This is a genomic window from Pseudonocardia lutea (assembly GCF_042658055.1).
GTDB lineage: Bacteria > Actinomycetota > Actinomycetes > Mycobacteriales > Pseudonocardiaceae > Pseudonocardia > Pseudonocardia lutea.
The window spans coordinates 196,415-215,427 of record NZ_JBHSQK010000011.1 but is presented as its reverse complement, the minus strand read 5'-3'; the positions used below and the strand labels follow the sequence as shown (position 1 = coordinate 215,427).

At 76.4% G+C, this 19,013-nt stretch carries 21 protein-coding genes; 13 read left to right on the top strand and 8 right to left on the bottom strand.

Translation table 11 applies throughout. The features are described 5' to 3' along the window. Positions 1-5 precede the first annotated feature (5 nt). From ACFQH9_RS07325 to ACFQH9_RS07300, 6 genes are all read left to right on the top strand, one after another. The gene (locus ACFQH9_RS07325; RefSeq protein ID WP_379565141.1) at positions 6-830 is read left to right on the top strand and encodes a hypothetical protein; all 825 of its coding nucleotides are present in this window, start codon (positions 6-8) and stop codon (positions 828-830) included. A 161-nt stretch (positions 831-991) separates the two neighbouring features. After that, positions 992-1,414: a phage holin family protein gene (locus ACFQH9_RS07320; RefSeq protein WP_379565140.1), complete on the top strand. Its 423-nt coding sequence runs from the start codon at positions 992-994 to the stop codon at positions 1,412-1,414. Between the two features lie 9 nt (positions 1,415-1,423). Continuing rightward, positions 1,424-2,176, top strand: coding sequence for a DUF3618 domain-containing protein (locus ACFQH9_RS07315; RefSeq protein WP_379565139.1), 753 nt, complete (start codon positions 1,424-1,426; stop codon positions 2,174-2,176). Between the two features lie 105 nt (positions 2,177-2,281). Continuing rightward, positions 2,282-3,598: an MFS transporter gene (locus tag ACFQH9_RS07310; RefSeq protein WP_379565138.1), complete on the top strand. Its 1,317-nt coding sequence runs from the start codon at positions 2,282-2,284 to the stop codon at positions 3,596-3,598. A gap of 50 nt (positions 3,599-3,648) precedes the next feature. Beyond that, positions 3,649-4,284, top strand: coding sequence for a DUF2231 domain-containing protein (locus tag ACFQH9_RS07305; protein WP_379565137.1), 636 nt, complete (start codon positions 3,649-3,651; stop codon positions 4,282-4,284). A 37-nt stretch (positions 4,285-4,321) separates the two neighbouring features. Next, the gene (locus ACFQH9_RS07300; protein WP_379565136.1) at positions 4,322-4,588 is read left to right on the top strand and encodes a DUF6158 family protein; all 267 of its coding nucleotides are present in this window, start codon (positions 4,322-4,324) and stop codon (positions 4,586-4,588) included. A gap of 21 nt (positions 4,589-4,609) precedes the next feature. On the opposite strand, the gene ACFQH9_RS07295 is transcribed toward ACFQH9_RS07300, so the two are convergent. Further along, a complete protein-coding gene (locus ACFQH9_RS07295; protein WP_379565135.1) occupies positions 4,610-5,380 on the bottom strand; it encodes a hypothetical protein in 771 nt (256 codons plus the stop codon). Positions 5,381-5,414: 34 nt separating this feature from the next. On the opposite strand from ACFQH9_RS07295, the gene ACFQH9_RS07290 reads away from it, so the two are divergent. After that, positions 5,415-5,699, top strand: coding sequence for a sigma-70 family RNA polymerase sigma factor (locus ACFQH9_RS07290; RefSeq protein ID WP_379565134.1), 285 nt, complete (start codon positions 5,415-5,417; stop codon positions 5,697-5,699). A 120-nt stretch (positions 5,700-5,819) separates the two neighbouring features. Further along, positions 5,820-6,314 (top strand): DUF4383 domain-containing protein, encoded by a 495-nt coding sequence (locus ACFQH9_RS07285; RefSeq protein WP_379565133.1) that lies wholly within the window; start codon positions 5,820-5,822, stop codon positions 6,312-6,314. Between the two features lie 98 nt (positions 6,315-6,412). Here the strand turns inward: ACFQH9_RS07285 and ACFQH9_RS07280 are convergent, their stop codons facing one another. The 3 genes from ACFQH9_RS07280 to ACFQH9_RS07270 all read right to left on the bottom strand — a co-directional run bounded on the left by ACFQH9_RS07280 (position 6,413) and on the right by ACFQH9_RS07270 (position 8,500). After that, positions 6,413-7,099: a hypothetical protein gene (locus tag ACFQH9_RS07280; RefSeq protein ID WP_379565132.1), complete on the bottom strand. Its 687-nt coding sequence runs from the start codon at positions 7,097-7,099 to the stop codon at positions 6,413-6,415. 379 nt (positions 7,100-7,478) lie between these two features. Further along, positions 7,479-8,048, bottom strand: a complete 570-nt coding sequence (locus tag ACFQH9_RS07275; RefSeq protein ID WP_379565131.1) for a hypothetical protein — start codon at positions 8,046-8,048, stop codon at positions 7,479-7,481. A 224-nt stretch (positions 8,049-8,272) separates the two neighbouring features. After that, positions 8,273-8,500, bottom strand: coding sequence for a hypothetical protein (locus ACFQH9_RS07270; RefSeq protein WP_379565130.1), 228 nt, complete (start codon positions 8,498-8,500; stop codon positions 8,273-8,275). A 103-nt stretch (positions 8,501-8,603) separates the two neighbouring features. Here ACFQH9_RS07270 and ACFQH9_RS07265 point away from each other — a divergent pair, with 103 nt between their 5' ends. Further along, on the top strand, positions 8,604-9,365 hold the full coding sequence (locus ACFQH9_RS07265; protein ID WP_379565129.1) for a helix-turn-helix transcriptional regulator: 762 nt from the start codon (positions 8,604-8,606) through the stop codon (positions 9,363-9,365). A gap of 185 nt (positions 9,366-9,550) precedes the next feature. Next, complete coding sequence (locus ACFQH9_RS07260; RefSeq protein WP_379565128.1) at positions 9,551-9,772, top strand: hypothetical protein; 222 nt, start codon at positions 9,551-9,553, stop codon at positions 9,770-9,772. A gap of 11 nt (positions 9,773-9,783) precedes the next feature. Here the strand turns inward: ACFQH9_RS07260 and ACFQH9_RS07255 are convergent, their stop codons facing one another. Then, entirely contained in the window at positions 9,784-10,122 is a 339-nt protein-coding gene (locus ACFQH9_RS07255) for a DUF3140 domain-containing protein (RefSeq protein WP_379565127.1), read from the bottom strand. 74 nt (positions 10,123-10,196) lie between these two features. Between ACFQH9_RS07255 and ACFQH9_RS07250 the strand changes: the two genes are divergently transcribed. Then, positions 10,197-11,576, top strand: coding sequence for an MFS transporter (locus ACFQH9_RS07250; protein WP_379565126.1), 1,380 nt, complete (start codon positions 10,197-10,199; stop codon positions 11,574-11,576). Between the two features lie 22 nt (positions 11,577-11,598). On the opposite strand, the gene ACFQH9_RS07245 is transcribed toward ACFQH9_RS07250, so the two are convergent. From ACFQH9_RS07245 to ACFQH9_RS07235, 3 genes are all read right to left on the bottom strand, one after another. Then, positions 11,599-12,099, bottom strand: a complete 501-nt coding sequence (locus ACFQH9_RS07245) for a class I SAM-dependent methyltransferase (RefSeq protein WP_379565125.1) — start codon at positions 12,097-12,099, stop codon at positions 11,599-11,601. A 1,364-nt stretch (positions 12,100-13,463) separates the two neighbouring features. Next, positions 13,464-13,604, bottom strand: coding sequence for a hypothetical protein (locus ACFQH9_RS07240; protein ID WP_379565124.1), 141 nt, complete (start codon positions 13,602-13,604; stop codon positions 13,464-13,466). Positions 13,605-13,661: 57 nt separating this feature from the next. Further along, positions 13,662-15,131: a protein adenylyltransferase SelO gene (locus ACFQH9_RS07235; RefSeq protein ID WP_379565123.1), complete on the bottom strand. Its 1,470-nt coding sequence runs from the start codon at positions 15,129-15,131 to the stop codon at positions 13,662-13,664. 199 nt (positions 15,132-15,330) lie between these two features. Here ACFQH9_RS07235 and ACFQH9_RS07230 point away from each other — a divergent pair, with 199 nt between their 5' ends. Together ACFQH9_RS07230 and ACFQH9_RS07225 are read left to right on the top strand one after the other, a co-directional pair. Next, on the top strand, positions 15,331-18,261 hold the full coding sequence (locus ACFQH9_RS07230) for an AfsR/SARP family transcriptional regulator (RefSeq protein ID WP_379565122.1): 2,931 nt from the start codon (positions 15,331-15,333) through the stop codon (positions 18,259-18,261). Positions 18,262-18,434: 173 nt separating this feature from the next. Further along, positions 18,435-19,010, top strand: coding sequence for a GNAT family N-acetyltransferase (locus ACFQH9_RS07225; RefSeq protein ID WP_379565121.1), 576 nt, complete (start codon positions 18,435-18,437; stop codon positions 19,008-19,010). Positions 19,011-19,013 lie beyond the last annotated feature (3 nt).

Below are 19,013 nucleotides of genomic sequence, written 5' to 3'. Positions count from 1 at the left end.
AGGCAGTGAGCGAGAGTACGAGAGAGACCGTGCGGGCCGAAGGGGCCGACGTCGGACGGACCGCCGCGGAGGCGGGCGGCCAGGTCGCCGGGACGGCCGCGGACCAGGCCCGGAACGTCGCGGGCGAGGCCCGCAAGCAGGCGAAGGACCTCGTCGGCGAGGCGCGGGGCCGGTTGCAGCAGCAGGCCGGGTCGACCCAGCGGCAGGCCGCGGACGGGGTACGCGGGGTCGCCGACCAGCTGCGTCAGATGGCGGGTTCCGGGGACGGCGGCCCGGTCGCCGACCTCGCCCACGAGGCCGCGGACCGGGCGGAGCGCCTGGCGTCGTGGCTGCAGGAGCGCGAGCCGGGCGACCTGGTCGAGGAGGTCCGGCGGGTGGCCCGGCGCCGACCCGGGGCCTTCCTGGCCGGGGCCGCCCTCGCGGGTGTCCTGGTCGGGCGCCTGACGCGCGGTGTGGTCGACCACGAGCGGGACACCTCCGGGTCGCAGCCGGGCCTGCCGGCCGACCGCGGCGTCGGTCAGGGTCTTCCGCCCGGCTACGGGGTCGCCGGGGAGGGGCTGCCCGGCGCACCGCCGGTCCCGCCCCCGCCGGTGTCGCCGGGGCCGACCTCCACCCCGCCCGTGCCGCCGGGACCGGGCACGATCGGGCAGGGCGGACCGCCGAACGCCCCCACCCCGCCGGCGGGCGGACCCGTGGTGCCCCCGCCGCACCCGGCCCCGGAGGGCGGGCCGGCGCACGCACCCCGGCCGGGCTCGACGACCGTCGGCGAGTACGTCGACGAGCTGGGCCGGCGCGGTGATCCGCGAGTGACCGACCAGGACGTCCGATGACGGCGCCCGGCGGCCCGCCGCCCGGCCGGCACTCGGCTCCGGACCTCGGGCGGTTCGACCAGGCCGCGCCGCCCGTCGCGCCGCCATCCACCGCACCGCCACCCACCGCACCGCCACCCACCGCACCGCCACCCACCGCGGCACCGCCGGCCGCTCCGCCGATGCCGGACCCGACCGCGGTGGGCGGACCCAGCGGTGACCCGCCCGACGTCTCCGGCGTCTCGGTCGGTGACCTGATGGGCCGGGTCTCGCGGGACCTCTCCACCCTGATGCGCCAGGAGCTCGCGCTCGCCCAGGCCGAGCTGAAGCAGGAGGCCCGCAAGGCGGGCAAGGCGGCGGGCGGGTTCGGCGCCGCCGGCTTCGCCGGCTACATGGTGCTGCTGTTCCTGTCGGTCGCCCTGTGGGCCGGGCTGAGCAACGTGATGGACAGCGGCTGGGCCGCGCTGATCGTCGCCGCTGTCTGGGCGGTGATCGCGGCGGTCGCCTTCGTGATCGGCCGGAACAACGCCCGGCGCACCCATCCCACCCCGGAACGCACCGTCGACACCCTCAAGCAGGTTCCCGACGCCCTCAAGGGCCGATAGGAGGACCCGATGACCACCCCCTACGGCACACCCGCCGATCCCACGCCGTACGGCACCGACGACCCGGACGCGATCCGCCGCCAGATCGAGCAGACCCAGAACCGGCTCAGCGGCGACGTCGACGCCCTGACCGAGAAGGTCACGCCCGGCCGCGTCGTGCAGCGCCGGGTCGACCGCGTCCGCGGCCGGGTGTCCGGCTGGCGCGACGCCGTCACGGGCAGCGACCCCGCCGGGTCCGCCCGCGACACCGCCCACCAGGCGGCCGGCGCGGCCCGCTCGCTGGCCGGCGAGGCCTCCGACCGCGCGAGCGCAGTGGCCGACCGCGCGAGCGCGATGACCGACACGGTGTCCGACAAGGCCTCGGACGCGGCGTCGACGATCGCCGACACCGCCCGCGACGCCCCGCAGATGGTGCGCCGCCAGGCCCGCGGCAACCCGCTGGCCGCCGGCCTGATCGCCTTCGGCGCCGGCTGGCTGGTGTCCTCCCTGCTCCCGGCCAGCCGCAAGGAGCAGGAGCTCGCCGGCCAGGCCAAGGACCGGGCGATGGAGGTCGGGCGCCCGCTGGCCCAACAGGCCGCCGAGAAGGCCAGGGAGGTCGGCGAGGACCTGCGCGAGCCGGCCCAGCAGGCCGTGCAGTCGGTCAAGGAGACGGCCGAGGACGCCGCCTCCACCGTGGCCGACGAGGGCCGGTCGGCCGCCGAGCAGGTCCAGGACCGCGCCCAGGACGCCGCCGGCACCGTCAAGGAGCAGGCCCGGCCGTGAGTCCGGGCCCGGGGCGGGTGACTCCGGGCGCGGTGGCGACCCCGGGCGGGGATGAGCACGGCCCCGCCCGGGTACCGCCCCTCCGGTGATCGGATCGGAGGCGACGTGACGCGGGTGGACGAGGGCGGACGGCGGCGCGGTGTGCTGCGCCGGATGACCCTGGCGACGGCCTGGGGCGAGGGCCTCGACGGCTACGACCTCGGTGTGCTGAGCGTCGTCCTCCCGCTGATCACCACGAGCCTCGGGCTCTCCCCGCTGTGGGAGGGCCTGGTCGCGGCCTCGGCGCTCGTCGGCATCTTCGTCGGGGCGCCGCTGGCCGGCCGGCTGACCGACCGCCTCGGCCGGCGCCGGATGTTCGTGCTCGACATCGCCGCCTTCGTGGTGCTGGGCGTGCTGCAGGCGGTGGTGACCGAGCCGTGGCAGCTGTTCGTCGTCCGGCTCCTGCTCGGCGCGGCCATCGGGGCCGAGTACGCGATCGGCGCGGCGATGCTCGCCGAGCTCGCGCCCTCGCGCGGTCGCGGCCGGCGGCTCTCGGGGCTGCTGGTCTCCTGGTACGTCGGGTTCCTGGTCTCGGTCGTGACCGCGTACCTGCTGGTGGACCTCGCCGGGCTGAACTGGCGGTGGGTGCTCGCGACGAGCGCCGTGCCCGCCCTCGTCGTCCTCGCCCTGCGCGTCGGGCTCCCCGAGTCGCCCCGCTGGCTCGTGCGGCACGGCCGCGTCGACGAGGCCCGCGAGATCGTGGAACGCCAGCTGGGCCCGGAGGCGTTCGCGGCCGAGGAGTACGCCGCCGAGGACCACGGCACCGACCGGCTCCGGCTCTTCCGCGGCGAGCTCGGTCGCCGGACGGTGTTCGTGTGCGTGTTCTGGGCGTGCAACGTCGCGCCCTACTTCGCGATCTTCACCTTCGCCCCGCAGGTCTTCACCGCGCTGCAGCTCTCGGACGAGCGGGCGAGCACGATCGCGGTCAACGCCCTGGCCGCGGTGGGGGCCGTGGTGGGCATGCTGAGCATCGAGCGGGTCGGCAGGCGCCGGCAGCTGATCGTGCCCTTCTGGATCATGGCGGTCAGCCTGGTCGTCGTCGGGCTGTGGAGCGGGGGCCCGGCCGCGCTGGTCGCGGCGTGCTTCGCCGTGTTCGCCTTCTTCAACGCGCTGCAGGGCAACCTGACCGCCGTCTACCCCATCGAGGTGTTCCCGACGGACGTCCGCTCGACCGGCGTCGGCATCGGGTCGGCCGCCAGCCGGGTCGGCGCCGCCGTGGGCACCTTCCTGCTCCCGGTCGGCATCACCGTCATCGGCGTGGGGCCGTGCATGCTGATCGGCGCCGCGGTGTGCGTGGCGGGTGCCGTCGTGTCGCACCGGCTGGCCCCGGAGACCACCGGCCGCACCCTCACGCGCACCGGCGGGGTCGGCTCGGTGGCGTGAGCGGAGGGTGCGGAGGCATGCCGCGCCGCCCGTCCGGGTAGGCCGCCGGTATGACCGCCGCACCGATCGTCCGGGCGCTGCGCGCCGCCGAATCCGTCCGGACCGGGGAGGAGGCCGCCGCGGCCGCCCAGCGCGGCGTGCGCCGGTTCCTCGCCGGCAGCCGGCTCGACGGGGCGCTGCGCGGCTCGTGGCTCGGCCATCCCGTGCACCCGTTGCTCGTGACGGTGCCCATCGGGGCGTGGGCGTCGGCCGCGCTGCTCGACGCCGTGGGGGGACAGGAGGAGGCGGCCCGCCGCGTCGTGGGCGCCGCCCTGGTCAGCCTGCTGCCGACGGCGGTGACCGGGCTCGCCGACTGGAGCGGGCTCGACGAGCGCCGCCGCCGGGTCGGGCTGCTCCACGCGGCCGGGAACGTGGTGTCCGGCGCCTTCCTCGGCGCCTCCTACGCGGCCCGCCGGCGCGGCCGGCACCGGACCGGGGCACTGTTGTCGCTGGTCGGCGCGCTGCCACTGGGGGTGTCCGGCGCGCTGGGCGGGCACCTGTCGTACGCCCAGGGGTCGGGCGTCGGGCGGTGGCCGGAGGCGTCCGCCGACGCCGGCGGGACCGAGCGGGACATCGTCGAGCCCGCCGCCGCTCCCCTGGACACGGGCGCCATCCCGGGCAGCGGACCGGAGGCGAACCCGACCTGAGCCGCATGTCCGCCGCCGCCGTGGGTAGCTGCGGGACATGACCGATCGATCCCACGGCGTCCCCCCGGCCGAGCTCGACGACGACGACCTGCGCCGGGAGATGACCCACCTGCACGAGACGCGCCACGACACCGTCCTCGGCGGCTCCGAGGACGCCCTCGAGGCGCACACCCGACGGATGCTGGAGCTCGAGGCGGAGTTCCTGCGCCGCTTCCCCGCCGAGGGTGCGCCCGACCCGCGACGCACCCGCGCCGGCAGCCGCGAGGAGGCCGGCCAGGCGGTCCCGGGCAGCGCGTCCGGCTGATCCCCCCGCCGCGCTGCGCCGTCACCCCAGCAGGTGGCGGCGCAGCGCCGGCAGCTGCCGGGTCTCGACGTCGTGCTCCCAGGCCGCGGCGACGTCCTCGGGCCGGTCGTCGCGCAGCAACCGGCCGAGGGTGTTGGTGTCCTTCCACGGCTCGGCCCGCGACCGCAGCGAGAGCACGAGCGTGACCCGGTGCCCGTCGGTGAGCAGCTCCGCGGTGTGCAGCAGCATCCGCCCCTGCAGCAGCACCGCCGACCCGACCCGCTGCGGCACGGCCACCAGCTCCGACGCCGGCAGCTCGCCCTGTGCCGCCCGCACCGCCCCGACGTCCGCCGGGCCCCGGTAGACGAGCGTGCTCCCGCCGTCCTGGCTGCCGTCGGCGTACAGCGGGACCAGCTCCACGAACGCCGGGCCGTCGCGGTGCAGGGCGATCGGCGGCTGCCCGGGACGGTAGAAGTTCACGCCCGAGCACGAGGTCGGGATCGGGTAGGGCTCCAGCTCCACCCCGGCGAACTCGCTCAGCCGGTCGAGCCGCTCCCGGTCGTGCACCATCTCCCGCACCTCGGGCACCCGGTCCTGCACCCGCCGCAGGTGGTCGAGCCCCAGGTGCCGCTCACCCGCCGGGGTCTCCGCCGCCGTCTGCGCGTGCAGCTCCCGGGCGTGGGCGAGCACCGCCGCCAGCCCCGCGTCGTCGTAGTCGGGGTGGTACCGGGCGAAGGCGAGGTCCGTGGCGGCCTCGGGCCCGCCGTCGCCGCCCGTCACCTCGGTCAGCGTCCGTCTCTCCAGCAGCTGCATCGGCGTCCCCCTGCCCGTCGCCCCCGGTCCCCCGGTGTGGGCCCGGCTGCCCGCGTCGGTCGCCGCGAAACCCCGCTCCGCCCGGTTCGGCGAGGCCGATCCCGACCTGGCACGGATCGAGGCGCGGAGCAGCGTGTGGCCGCTGCTGGAGCTGCTGCCCGAACGCGAGCGGCGGATCGTGCTGCTGCGGTTCTTCGGCAACAAGACCCGGTCCGAGATCGGCGAGCTGGTCGGGCGCTCCCAGATGCACGTCTCGCGGCTGCTCGCCCGGGCGCTCGCCACGCTCCCGCAGCGGCTGTCCGACGAGCCCGACCGGTGAGCGGTCGGCGCGCGGCCGACCCGGGTGGCCGGTGCGTCGCGGCATGGCGGGCGGTGCGCGGGGTACGCGACGACCGCAGGGTGCCGCGCACCCGCGCTCGTCGTCGCGAGGAGGAAGCCCATGTCCGACCGGTCAGCGGAGCAGGGTCCGGGGCACGCCCCCTTCCCGTGGGTGCAGCTGGGGGCACTGGTCCTCGGGGCCCTGCTGATGCTCTACGGGATGGTCGGGTTCTGGCCGGCCTTCTCGCCGCCCGGGCCCGACGGCCGGCAGTCGACGCTGCTCGGCCTCGAGGTCAACCCGCTGCGCAGTGCCCTGACCCTGGCCCTCGGCGTGATCGGGATGGTGTGCGCGACGCGGATGTCCTCCGCCCGCGGGTACGGGTGGCTGCTCGCCGTGGTGAGCGCCGTGTTCGTGGTGTTCGGGATCCTGGGCATCGCCGACCCCGCCGTCGACTGGCTGGGCATGAACGTCCCGTCCACCGTGGTCGCCGGGGTCTTCGTCCTGCTGGGTCTCGTCCTCGCGCTCGGTCCGGTGCGCCGCTCCTTCCCGGGCGGGAACCGCTACGAGCCCGCGGTCCACGGCGAGCCGGCCGACCGGGAGCGCAAGGGTCGCTGAGCGACCGGGCCCGGGGCCGTCCGCCATCCGGCACGGACCGTCCGCCACCCGGCAAGGACCGGCCCCGCCCGTCCGTCGGATCCGTCCGCGCCGCCCGGTCAGGGCGCCCGGACGAGGTCCGCGGCCGCCGCGTGCCGGCCGCTGCGCGAGCCCCGGTAGGCCCGCGCGCGCAGGTCGGCGAGCAGCGGCACCGGGTGCAGCCCCGGGAGCTGGTGCAGCACCGGGTCGAAGGCCACCGGGCCGGTCCGCTCCTCGCCGAGGACCAGGGTGGCCACGGCCCGGCGGTCGGCCGTGCCGATGCCGGCCGCGCCGACCGGCGCCTCCACCAGCCGGTAGCGCAGCGGGCGCGCCCGCACGGCGTCCGGCACCAGCCGCGGGTCCGCCGGCGGGTCCGGCTCCCGCGGCTCCGGCTCCACCAGCAGCCGCATCCGGCCCGCGGCGGTGTCGTACGGCAGCAGGGTGCTGTAGGTGGCCGTCCGCCAGCCCCGGGCCGGGGCGAGCAGCGTCCCGCCCGCGGCCGAGGTGGTGAACAGCAGGTCCAGGGCCTCGCGCGAGCCGTCCGGCTCGACGCGCACGGCCACGCCGAGGAGGTCGGGCAGGTCGCGCGGTGTGCCCGCGCCCTTCGACAGCCGCACGAGCACCCGGTGCGGACCGGGGCCGAGGGCCTGTGCGACGGCCGACCCGCCGTCGTCGACCAGCAGTTCGCCGCCGAGCAGCACGCCGCGGGGATGGAACGCAGGAGCTCGTCGCACCCGGGCGAGGGCGCGGAACACCGTCCGGATCACTCCGGGAGCGTGCCCGAACCCGAGCGTGGGAAACCGGCGTTCCCGCCCGTCGTGGCGTGGTGCCTGCAGACCCGGGCGCACCGCTCCCTCGGCGCCGTCGTGGGGACGTCGCCAGGGCCGCGGCGGTGACGGTCGCGCTCGTCCTGGTGCCGCGGGGGGTTGTGGTCACGGTGCACGGCGGGATCGGCGGGGTGCTGGCGACCGTCGCCCTGGCCGCCGTGCCCGCCGCCGTACCGAGCGTGGTCGTGCCGTGCCGCAGGCGCGCGGTCCTCCCCGACCCCGGGCTGAGGCCGGGCGCCGCCGGGGGGCGTCCGGAGCGGGTCCGGCCACGGCGGTGTCCGGGGCCGGCCCGACCCGGACGCCTCCGACTCACTCAGCCTCAGCCGCCGAGGCCGAGCACCTGGGCGGGACGGGCCAGCAGACCCGGCAGCTGCTGGCTGGGCCGCTGCTGCTCGCCGTGCACCGCGTTCACGACCACCAGGCCGGCGGTGAGGGCGGGGACCAGCCACTGGCAGACGCGCAGCCGGCGCTGGATCGCGCTCGTCCGTTCCTCGGTCTCCGGGGCGGGCTCGGTGGAGCCCTCGACGGGCTGGCCCTCGGCGGCCTGCAGCTTCTTGCCGAGCATCCCGCTGTAGGCCGTGACGGCCAGCGCCGCCAGGGTCAGGCCGCTCATCGCGGCGCTCGACGAGGCGACCCCCTTCTGCGCCACGATCCGGCTCTTGTTGCCCCAGCCGACGCCGACCTGCCCGACGACGTGGGTGCCGATGGCGGCGAGGTTCACCGGGCGCCAGCGCGCCCAGCCGGCGTTGGCGATGCGGAGCCGCTCCCGCGGGTCGGAGACGTGGGCCGCGGCCCCGTTGACGGCGACGGCCCCGGCGAGGCTGCCGCCGAACCAGGCGGCGAGGCCGATCTCGTGCAGGGTGCGGAAGACGGTGTTGCGCTGGGTCATCGGGATCGCTCCGGGGGTGGGAACCAGGTCCCCGCCCGGCTACCCGGCCCGGCGGTCCTCACACGGCGTCCGGCGGCGAGCGGGCCCGCCGCCGGGAGCCGACGGGTCAGGAGCGCAGGTCGGTCCAGGAGTGCTGGTCGGTCCAGGAGCGCAGGTCGGTCCAGGAGCGCAGGTCGGTCCAGGAGCGCGTCGGGCCAGGAGCGCGTCGGGCCAGGAGCGCCTTCTCAGGTGTCCACGCTTCCCGGGCCCGCGCCGCTCACGCTGCCGGGCCCGCCGGCGTCGGGGTCGGGGCCCTCCCCCGCGTCGCTCTGCGGGCCCTCGCCCGCGAGGATCTCGTCGCCGTGCAGGATCTCCTCGCCCCGCAGCACGGGGTCCTGGCCCCTGTCCTGTGCCCTGTCCTGGCCCCTCTCCTCGTCCCGGTCCTCGTCCGCCGGATCCTCGGGTCGCGTCATGGGCACGGCCTACCCGCTGTCCCTGGGGACAACCGGCGGAGGACCGCCGCCGCACCGCCGAACGGCCCTGTCGGCACCTCCGCCCGCCCCCGATCCTGGCGGGATGCCGAACCCGGGCCCGTGGCTCGACCTCGCGGCCGAGACGCTCCACGACCCGGCTCCCCGGTTCCCGGTGGAGCGCGTCGCGGCACAGCTCCTGGAGTCGTTCGAGCTCGTCGGCTGCTCCTTCAACGACCGCCCGCCCGCGCCCGGCGTGCTGCGCCTGTGGCCCGACGGCGGGTTCTTCGGCGGGCTGGACCGCGAGATCCGCGAGTGGACGGCCGCCTACGGCGCCTGGGAGCACCCGCTGCTGCGCTACTACTCGGCCACGGACGACCCGGAACCGGTGCACCTGGCCGACGTGCCGGAGCGGTTCGCGGACCGGCGGGTCCGCGGGGCCTGGCACGAGTTCGCGGGCCCGGGCGGCTTCGCCCACCAGATCCTGCTCCCCCTGGGGACGCCCCACGCGCACCATCGCGCCTTCTCGATCGTCCGCGCCGATCCCTTCACCCCGCAGGAGCAGGACTTCGCGCGGACGGTGTGGCGGCTCCTCGGTGGACTCGACCGGCAGGCCGCGGCGCTGGCCCGGGCGCGGTGCGAGGTCGCGACGCAGGTGCGGCTGACCCCGCGGCAGACGGCGGTCCTGGTCCTGGTGGCCGGCGGCCTCACCGCGGCGACGGTCGCCCGCCGGCTCGCGATCACCGAGCGCACCGTGCACAAGCACCTCGAGGCGGTCTACCACCGGATCGGCGTGCACGACCGCCTGTCGGCCGTGCTCTGGGCCCAGCGGTCCGGGTTGCTCGGCGGCGTCGGACCCGCGGACTGAGCGGACCCTCCTCCGGACAGGGACGCGCGCCACGGGCGGAGCGGTCGACGGAACCGGTCAGGAATCGAGAAGCTTCCGGCCCGCGGTCGCTCGTAGCGTCGGCGCCGTCACGTTCCCACGAACCCCGGCCGGACGGTCCCGACCTGCAGCGCGCAGGGATCGCCCGGACCGGCGAGGAGGCCCCGATGAACCCGCACAGCCCGCTCCGCCGGATCCACCGCTGGACGTCCCTCGTCTTCACGGCGACCGTCGTCGTCTGCTTCGTCGCGCTGACCGGGGCCCTGCCCGAGTGGGTCTTCTACGTGCCGCTGCTCCCGCTCGCCGTGCTGCTCGTCAGCGGTCTCGTCCTGTTCGTGCTGCCGTACACGCGCCGCGCCCGCCCGGCGGGCGACCGCACCGCGGCCTGAGGAGTCCCCCCTCAGCTCGCCACCGGCTTGAGCGGGTCGTGGCCGAGGCGCATGAGCTTGCGCCGCCAGGCCGCCTGGCCGGCCGTCGGCTCCAGGTCGTCGCGACGCTGGGACAGGACCCGGTCGACCACGCGGCGCATGCAGTCCGCGTCCTCGGGGGTGAGGTCCACGCGACGCTTGCGGAGGATCGCCAGCACCTCGCGGCCGGTCGGGGTGCCGGCCTGGTCGGGCTCCACCTCCGCGTCGACATCCGCGGAGTCGGCCCGCAGCCAGTCCTCCAGCTCCCGGGACGTCATGTTCACGACCCGGTGGAACTCGTCCCAGAGGGTGTCGTCGACGTGTTCGGCCATGTCCCGGGTCTACCCGCCGAGGCCCGGCTCACACGACCCCCGGCCGCCCGCACCGCCCGGCTACGGTTCCGCGGGTGGTACTGCAGCGGGGCCTGGCGTTGCTCGTGGCCGGGGCGTTCTTCATGGAGATCCTCGACGGCACCGTGATCGCCCCGGCGGCCCCGCACCTCGCGGCGGACCTCGGGGTGGCCCCGGTCGACGTCAACGTGGCGATCACCGCGTACGTGCTCACCCTCGGCGTCCTCATCCCGGTCAGCGGCTGGCTGGCGGACCGGTTCGGCGCGCGCCGGGTGTTCTGCACGGCGCTGGCGGTGTTCGTGCTGGCCTCCGCGGCGTGCGCGCTGGCCCCGACCCTGACCGCCCTCACCGCCGCGCGGGTGGCCCAGGGCGCGGGCGGGGCGATGATGGTGCCCGTCGGGCGGCTGGTCGTGCTGCGGACGACGGCGAAGACGGACCTCGTCCGGGCCATCGCCTACCTGACCTGGCCGGCCCTGCTCGCCCCGGTGCTCGCCCCGGTCGTCGGCGGGGTGCTGGCCGAGTACGCCTCCTGGCGGTGGATCTTCGTGATCAACGTACCGCTCGGGCTGGCCGCGCTGGCCGTGGCGCTGCGGATCGTGCCCGGCCTGCGGGCCGACACCCCTCCCCCGCTCGACCGGGCCGGGTTCGCCCTCACCGCGGTCGGCGTCGCGGCGCTGATCGCCGGACTGGAGGGGCTCGGCTCGGGGTTCTCGCCCGCGACGGCCGCCGCCCTGGTCGTCGCGGCCGGCGGCCTCGCGCTGGCCGTGCGGCACCTGCTGCGTGCCAGGCACCCCCTCGTCGACCTGCGGATCCTGCGGGTGGCGACCTACCGCGTGACGGCCGCGAGCGGGTCGGTGTACCGGGCGGTGATCACCGCGATCCCCTTCCTGCTGCCCCTGCTCTTCCAGGTCGGGTTCGGCTGGTCGGCGGCGCGGGCGGGCGCGGTGGTGATCGCGCTGTTCGTCGGCAACGTGGCGATCAAGCCCGCGACGACCCCGCTGATGCGCCGCTTCGGCATCCGGACCGTGCTGCTCGGCTCGATCGCGGTGGGCGCGGCCTGCCTGGTCGCGATGGCGTTCCTGCAGCCCACCACGCCGCTGCCGCTGCTGCTCGCCCTGCTGCTGGTCAGCGGGACCGCGCGGTCCATCGGGTTCACCGCCTACAACAGCGTCGCGTTCGCGGACGTCGACGCTCCGCGCATGACCCACGCCAACACGCTGCTGTCCACCCTGCAGGAGCTGGGCGCGGGCCTCGGCGTCGCGGTGGGTGCCCTGCTCGTGCGGCTCGGGCAGGCGGTGGGCGGCGTGCCCGCCGCGGCCGGCGCCGCCGGACCCTACCGCGTCGCGTTCGTGCTGCTCGCGGTACTGCTCGCGCTCCCCGCGGTGACGGCGCTGCGGCTCGCCCGGACCGCGGGCGACGCCGTCACCGGCCACTGATCTGCCCCCGGTCCGCGCCGGGTCAGGGTCGCCGGGCCGACACGGCGAGGCCGGCCGGCTCGACCCGCACGACGACGTCGGCGAAGCCCGCCGCCCGGAGGGCGCCGCCGACGGCGGTGGTGATCCGCTCCGGCGGCTGCGGACCCGCGGGCCCGAAGCAGACGTGCAGGCGCCCGCCGCTGCGGAGCGCGGAGTGCAGGACGGCGAGCTCCGCGGCGGGTGAGCGCGTCCAGAACACGTTGACGTTCACCGAGAACGCGCCGTCGAACTCCCCGGTCGGGAGGTCGAGCGCAGCCAGCTCGGCGGTGCGCACCTCGAGCAGGCCGGCCGCCACGTGGGCCGCGTTGCGCCGGAGCGTGCGCTGCGCGGCGACCGCCGACCGGTCGACGGCGAGCAGCCGCGCGCCGCGCCGGCACACCAGGTCCGCGGCCACGCCCGGGCCCGGTCCGATCTCGAGGACCCGCTCGCCGGGCCGGGGGTCCAGCAGGTCGACGGCCCAGGCGACGCGCTCGGGAACCGACACACCGGACATCCTTCCCGACGCCGCGGGCAGGTGTTCTCGGCGCAGGGCTGCAGCGGTGGCTCGGCCGTGACCCGCGGGGCCGTGGCGAGCGCCTCGGCGACCGTGGTGAGGACCTGCGCGAAGTCCGTCGGGAAGGTCAGCGGATCGACGCCCGGCGGAGCCGAACCGGCGCCATCGGGGCGTGGACCGCGGTGAGGCCCGAGCCCAGCGGCAAGATCGATAATCGTGGACGTGGACGGTCGGATTCCCGCCGTTCCGCTCACGGGCGGCTGATCACGGCGGGGCGGGCGGGCCCGGGATGATCGTCCGCGCCGCGACCCGAGCCCGGCGACAAGATCACTCGTCCTGGACGGGGACGGTCGGATTTCGACCGTTCCGCTCCACGACGGGTGATCATGGCGCGGGCCTGCCGGATAATCGCCGGTGCCGTCACGCGAGCTCGGCCTCAAGATCAGTCGTCTTGGACGCGGACGGTCGGATTTCGACCGTTCCGCTCCGCGACGGGCGATCATGACCGCCCTGGCGAACGGCCCGCCATGACCGAGCTCGGCGGCAAGATCAGCCATCCTGGACGGAAACGGTCGAATTCCGACCGTTCCGCTCCACGACGGGTGATCATGGCCGTCTGGCGAGAGGGGCGGGCCATGATCCGAGCCTGGCGCCACGATCAGTCGTCCCGGACGCGGACGGTCGGATTCCGACCGATCCGCTCCACGACGGGTGATCATGGCCGGCCGGCGGGAGGGGGCGGGCCGCGACCCGAGCCCAGCGACAAGATCACTTGTCCTGGACGGGGACGGTCGGATTTCGACCGTTCCGCTCCGCGACGGGTGATCATGGCCGGCCGGCGGGAGGGGGCGGGCCGCGACCCGAGCCCAGCGGCAAGATCACTCGTCCTGGACGCGGACGGTCGGATTTCGACCGTTCCGCTCCGCGACGGGTGATCATGGCCGGCCGGCGAGAGGGGCGGGCCGCGACCCGAGCCCAGCGGCAAGATCACTCGTCCTGGACGCGGACGGTCGGATTTCGACCGTTCCGCTCCGCGACGGGTGATCATGACCGGGGGAAGTCGCGCTGCGCCGAACAGGCGGCTTCTGCTCCTCCACGAGCCGGGGAACGTCGGCCGTGCGGCGCGGCAGCCGCACGGCTACCGGTTGCCCGGATCACGACGCCGGGTACGGAACCGCCATGGTGCCCGCGCCGACAGCATGATCGCCGGAATTGGAGCACACCCCGCGTCCAGCGCGGATCCCGCTCCACTCCCGGCGATCATGGCCCCGCCGGGTCGGAACGGCGGCCAGGCTCCGGCGGCCGCCGCGCCGGACCGAACTCAGCGCCGGACCAGACTCAGCGCCGGACCGGACTCAGCGCCGGCGCATCCGCGTGAGCATGTCGCGCGCCCGCTGGCGGTTGCGCGGGTCGGCGGCGAGACGCCGGCCCTGGTCGGTGAGCCGGCGACCGTTGGGACTCTGCAGGAAACGCTTGACCTTCTCGACGATCGGCATGGGACCCGGGTACCCGGTGACGCGGGAACCACGCACCAGGGGCGAAACCGGGCGGGCTCAGGTGCCGCAGAAGGTCCGGAAGGAGCCGAAGCTCGGCGGGGCCGGGAGGGCATAGGCCTCCAGGCCGGGGCGCTCCTCGAACGGGCGGGCGAGCACCTCGAGCAGCCGGTCCAGCGGAGCGCGGTCGCCCGCCACGGCGGCCGCCAGCGCCTCGTCGACCAGGTGGTTGCGCGGCACGTAGACGGGGTTGACCCGGTTCATCGCCGCGGCGGTCTCGGGTCCGGGACGGGCCGGCAGCACGGCCCGCCACCGCTCCGCCCAGGCGTCGAAACCCTCCCCGACCAGGGCCCGCGCCGGCTCCGGGTCGCCGGCCGCCGCACGCGACAGGGCCCGGAAGAAGGAGGTGAAGTCCGCCTTCTGCTCCTCCAGCAGCGCCATCAGGTCGTCGACGAGCGCCGCGTCCTCCCCCACGCCGTCGTCCAGCCCGAGCTTGGCGTGCATCCCGGCGCGCCAGTGCCGGTCGTAGCGGTCGGCGAAGGACAGCAGCACGTCCGTGGCGGCCTTGATCGCGGCGTCGGTGTCCTCGTCGAGGAGCGGGAGCAGGGCCTCGGCGAACCGGGCCAGGTTCCACTGCGCGATCCCGGGCTGGTTGCCGTAGGCGTAGCGGCCGCCGTGGTCGATCGAGCTGAACACGGTGGCGGGGTCGTAGGCGTCCATGAACGCGCACGGCCCGTAGTCGATGGTCTCGCCCGAGATCGTCATGTTGTCGGTGTTCATCACGCCGTGCACGAACCCGACGTGCATCCACCGCGCGAGCAGCGCGGCCTGCGCCTCGACCACGCCGGTGTAGAGGGCGAGGTACGGGTTGTCGGCCTCGGCCGCGGCCGGGTGGTGGCGGGCGATGGCGTGGTCGGCGAGCCGGCGCAGCAGGTCGGTGTCCCGGGTGGCGGCCGCGAACTGGAAGGTGCCGACGCGGATGTGGCTCGCCGCGACGCGGGTCAGCACCGCCCCGGGCTCCATCCGCTCCCGCACGACCTGCTCCCCGGTCGCGACGACGGCGAGTGCGCGCGTGGTCGGGATGCCGAGCGCGTGCATCGCCTCGCCGATCACGTACTCGCGCAGCATCGGCCCGAGCGGCGCCTTGCCGTCGCCCCCGCGGGCGAACGGGGTCCGACCCGAGCCCTTGAGGTGCAGGTCGCGGCGGTGGCCACGGGTGTCGAGCACCTCGCCGAGCAACAGCGCCCGCCCGTCGCCGAGGCGCGGGACGTACCCGCCGAACTGGTGCCCGGCGTACGCCATCGCCACCGACGCGGCGCCCTCCGGCTTGGCGTTGCCGGCCAGGACCGCGACGCCCTCGGGCGAGCGCAGCGCCTCGGCGTCGACGCCCAGCTCGGCGGCGAGCTCGTCGTTGAGCACGACGAGGGTCGGCTCCGGGGCGCGCGCGGCCTCCCACGGCACGCACAGCTCGCCCAGGTCACGGAGGTAGGAGTTGTCGAACACGAACAGCGACCCGAGCGCGAGACTCATGGGACCGAGGCTAACCCGGCGGGACCGGACCTAATCCCCGGATCGGTCCCGCCGCGGGCCTTCTGCCGCGTCGCCTCCTGCAGATCAAGCATGTTCGCTGAGGCCATCCTCACTTACACTGAGTGGTCGGGTGTAACGGATCCGCCCATGCGGCCGAAGTCAGGGCTGCGCTGGGGGGCGCATCGGGGAGGGCGACGGGGTGCAGGGCGACGGGCGCGACACGGCCGGACTGCGCTTCCGTAATCTCGGACCGCTCGAGGTGGACCGCGGCGGGGAACCGGTGGCGCTGGGCGGTGCCCGGCTGACCGCGGCGCTGTCGTTGCTGCTGGTCCACGCCGGGCGCCACGTCAGCGCGGACGCCCTGACCGAGGCCATGTGGGGTACGGAGACCCGGCCGCGCTCGCCGTCCACTCTGGACTCGCACGTCTGGCGGCTGCGCAAGGCGCTGGAGCCGCAGCGCGACCGGGGTGCCCCGTCGCAGGTCCTGCGGCACGAGGCGGGCGGCTACCGGCTGCTGGCCGACCCGGCGAGCGTCGACTCGCTGCGCTTCGAGCAGCTCGCCGCCGAGGCCGCGGACCTCCTCGCGGGCGGCCGTCCCGAGGAGGCACGCGACCGGGCCGAGCGGGCCGCCGCGCTGTGGCGGGGCCGCCCGTACCCCACGGTGGCGGACGAGCCGTGGGCCGCGGCCGCGGTCGCCCGGCTGGAGGAGGTGCACGGCCAGCTCCGCGAGGTGCTGGCCGAGGCGCTCCTGGCCACCGGGGCCCCGCACCGCGCGCTGCTCGAGCTCGAACCGGCCGTCGCGGAGACCCCGCTGCGGGAGCGCCTGTGGACGCTGCGCATGCTCGCCCAGTACCGGCTCGGGCGCGCCGACGAGGCCCTGCGCACCTACCGGCAGGCCCGCGAGCTGCTGCTCGAGGAGCTGGGCCTCGAGCCCGGTGCCGAGCTGCGCGAGCTGCACCGGCGAATCCTGGCCGAGGACCCCACCCTGGCCGGGCCGCCCACGGCGACCCCGGACCCTCCCCCCGACCCGCCGCCGTCCCCGGGTACCGAGCCGGAGGCGGCTCCCGTCGAGGTGCACCTGCCGCATCGCACGTCCGCGCTGGTCGGCCGGGGCGAGGACCTGGCCGCCCTGGCCGCGCTCGTCGCCGAGGCGCCGGTCGTGTCCCTGGTCGGGGCGGCCGGTTGCGGGAAGACCCGGCTCGCCATCGAGGTCGCCCGCGAGGCCGCGGCGGACTTCCCCGGCGGGGTGTGGTTCGTCGACCTCACCGCCGCCGCGAACGCCGATCACGTGTTGTCGACGATCTCCTCGGCGCTCGGGTACGCCCCGGCGGAGACCGGGCGCCCGCGCGACGCGCTGGCCGGCTTCCTGCGCGCCCGGCGGATGCTGCTGCTCCTCGACAACTGCGAGCACGTCCTCGACGCGGTCGCCGACCTGCTCGACGAGTGGTTCCGCGCCCCCGCCGAGCTCACCGTGCTCGCCACCAGCCGCGAGCCGCTCGAGGTCGACGGCGAGCGGGTCCACCTGCTCGGCCCGCTGCCCCTGCCCGGCGACGGCGGGGAGGTCACCGACTCCCCCGCCGTCGCCCTGCTGCTCGACCGGCTGACGGCGGCCGGCGCCGACCCCGACGACATGGGCCTGCTGACCCACGCGGTGCGGATCGCCGCCGCCGTCGACGGCGTCCCGCTGGCCCTGGAGCTGGCCGCGGCCCGGGCGCGGGCGTTCAGCCTGGAGGAGATCGCCCACCAGGTCACCGCCGACCCGAGCTCGCTGGCCCGGGTCGGGCGCGGCAGCGACCACCACCGCACGGTGCGGGCGGCGATCGAGCAGAGCTACGCGGTGCTGCCACCGGACGAGGCCGCGCTGCACCGGGCCGTCTCGGTGCTGCCGGGCCCGTTCACCGTTTCCGCCGCGCACGCCGTCGCCGGCGGCCCGGACACCGCCGACGTCGTGGCCCGGCTCGTGCACCGCTCGCTGCTCGTGCCGCTGGGTCCGGCGCGCCCCGGCGGCCCGTCGCGCTTCACCCAGCTCGCCACGATCCGTGGGCACGCGGCGCACACGGCACAGGCGGCCGGCGAGGTCGCGGAGCTGCGGGGACGCCGCGACCGCTGGACCGCCGGCGTGGTCGGGGCGAAGCCGCCGCTCGGGCACGCCGAGGAGGCGACCTGGTTCGACGCGCTCGACGACGACCTGCCCGCCCTGCGCGCGACCCTGCAGCACCGGCTCGTCGACGCCCCCTCCGCCGAGGGCGTCACCATGGCCGCCCGGCTCGGCACCTACTGGTACTTCCGCAGCAAGGCGATCGAGGGCCGCGCCTGGGCCGAGCGCGCCCTCGCGCACGAGGAGCGTGCCGACCGGCTCTCCCTCGCGCTGGTCCGGCTCACGCTCGCGCACCACCTCGCCTCCGGCGGGCGGGTCGATCTGGCCGAGCCCCACGTGCAGCGCGCCGCCCACCTGCTCGACGGCGACCTCGCCGGTGCGACGGCGAGCGGACCCGGAGCGGCCCTCGTCGCCGAGGTCCACACCCTGCTCGCGCACTCGCTGTTCGTCGCCGGCGCGCTCGAGCAGGGCCGGCAGGCGTCCCGGCGGGTCGCCGCGGCGGCCGCGGCCGGCGACCCGGAACTGCGCCTGCTGGCCGACCTCTGCGCGCTGATGGACCGCAGCTCCGCCGGCTCGATCGGTCCCGGCGAGCTCAGCGAACTGCACGACCGCGCGCAGGAGCGGGGCAACCGGCACGTCGCACTGGTCGTCTCCGGGGTGGCGGTGCTGGCCGCGATCCGCGGCGGCGACCTGGCGGCGGGCCTCGGCTGGTCCGACCGCATGATCACGCACCGGCTGCTGCTCGGGGTGTCCGACGGCCCGGTCGCCCTCGAGCTGCGCGCCACCCTCGCCGCCCTGGCCGGGGACCCGCGCAGCGCCGCGCGGCTCTTCGCGGCCGCGCGCACCCAGGCCCTGCGCAACGGCCTGCGCTGGCCCGCCGTCCCGACCACCCCCGAGCTGCTCGGGCGGGTCACGACCGCGCTCACCCGGGCCGAGGCGCAGCGGGCCCAGGCCGAGGGCGAGCGGCTCACGCTCGCGGACGTCGTCACCGACCTCGAGATGGCGGAGTCCGCCGCTTCCTGCTCGGGCTGACCCCGGTCCGGGGTGGTGCCGGCCGCCGCCGTGTGGTCCTCCCGGGCCCGGGCGATCGGTGGACAGCAGGACCCTCCGGCCGAGGGCCCGGTCGACCGACGGTGCGAGCCCACCAGCTGACCCACTCTTCAGGCCCTCGGGGAAATGCCCCGGGACCTGGAGAGGAAGAGTCGATGGACACCGCCACCAACCCCCCGCTCGACAGGACCGCGACCGGTCACGACGCCGCGCTCGACGCCCCCACCTGCTTCGTCCGCATCCGGGAGCTCGGCCCCGACGACGGCGACGTCGTCGACGTGGTCTTCGCCGGGCTGTCCCCGCGCAGCCGCTACCTGCGCTTCCAGAGCCCGGTCGCCGAGCTCTCGGCCGCCGCCCGCCGCAACCTGACCGCGCTCGACGGCCGTACGCACGTCGCGCTCGCGGCCTTCACCCAGGGCCGTCCGATCGGCATCGTGCGGATCATGGACCTCGGTGACGGGCGTGGGGAGCTCGCCGTCGAGGTCGTGGACCGCTGGCAGGGCCGTGCCGTCGGCACCCGACTGCTCCGGGCCGCCCGGGAGCGGGCCGCCGAGCTGGGTTACCGCGAGCTCGTCGGCGAGGTGCTCGTGGTGAACGCGGCCGCCTACGCAGCCGTGCGCCGCGTCTTCCTCGTCACGCGGGTGCGTCGCCACGGTGCGGAGCTGACGCTGTCGATGGCCGTCGAGGGCGAGCCTCCGTCGGCGGGCCCGCGGCCGGGGCTCGTCGCGTAGGAA

Bases quoted from the DNA above. Each gene is read 5' to 3' on its own strand.
- ACFQH9_RS07320 (WP_379565140.1), top strand. From the start codon at position 992: ATGCCGGACCCGACCGCGGTGGGCGGACCCAGCGGTGACCCGCCCGAC.
- ACFQH9_RS07315 (WP_379565139.1), top strand. From the start codon at position 1,424: ATGACCACCCCCTACGGCACACCCGCCGATCCCACGCCGTACGGCACC.
- ACFQH9_RS07305 (WP_379565137.1), top strand. From the start codon at position 3,649: ATGACCGCCGCACCGATCGTCCGGGCGCTGCGCGCCGCCGAATCCGTC.
- ACFQH9_RS07300 (WP_379565136.1), top strand. From the start codon at position 4,322: ATGACCGATCGATCCCACGGCGTCCCCCCGGCCGAGCTCGACGACGAC.
- ACFQH9_RS07295 (WP_379565135.1), bottom strand. From the start codon at position 5,380: ATGCAGCTGCTGGAGAGACGGACGCTGACCGAGGTGACGGGCGGCGAC.
- ACFQH9_RS07285 (WP_379565133.1), top strand. From the start codon at position 5,820: ATGTCCGACCGGTCAGCGGAGCAGGGTCCGGGGCACGCCCCCTTCCCG.
- ACFQH9_RS07275 (WP_379565131.1), bottom strand. From the start codon at position 8,048: ATGACCCAGCGCAACACCGTCTTCCGCACCCTGCACGAGATCGGCCTC.
- ACFQH9_RS07270 (WP_379565130.1), bottom strand. From the start codon at position 8,500: ATGACGCGACCCGAGGATCCGGCGGACGAGGACCGGGACGAGGAGAGG.
- ACFQH9_RS07265 (WP_379565129.1), top strand. From the start codon at position 8,604: ATGCCGAACCCGGGCCCGTGGCTCGACCTCGCGGCCGAGACGCTCCAC.
- ACFQH9_RS07260 (WP_379565128.1), top strand. From the start codon at position 9,551: ATGAACCCGCACAGCCCGCTCCGCCGGATCCACCGCTGGACGTCCCTC.
- ACFQH9_RS07255 (WP_379565127.1), bottom strand. From the start codon at position 10,122: ATGGCCGAACACGTCGACGACACCCTCTGGGACGAGTTCCACCGGGTC.
- ACFQH9_RS07240 (WP_379565124.1), bottom strand. From the start codon at position 13,604: ATGCCGATCGTCGAGAAGGTCAAGCGTTTCCTGCAGAGTCCCAACGGT.
- ACFQH9_RS07235 (WP_379565123.1), bottom strand. From the start codon at position 15,131: ATGAGTCTCGCGCTCGGGTCGCTGTTCGTGTTCGACAACTCCTACCTC.
- ACFQH9_RS07225 (WP_379565121.1), top strand. From the start codon at position 18,435: ATGGACACCGCCACCAACCCCCCGCTCGACAGGACCGCGACCGGTCAC.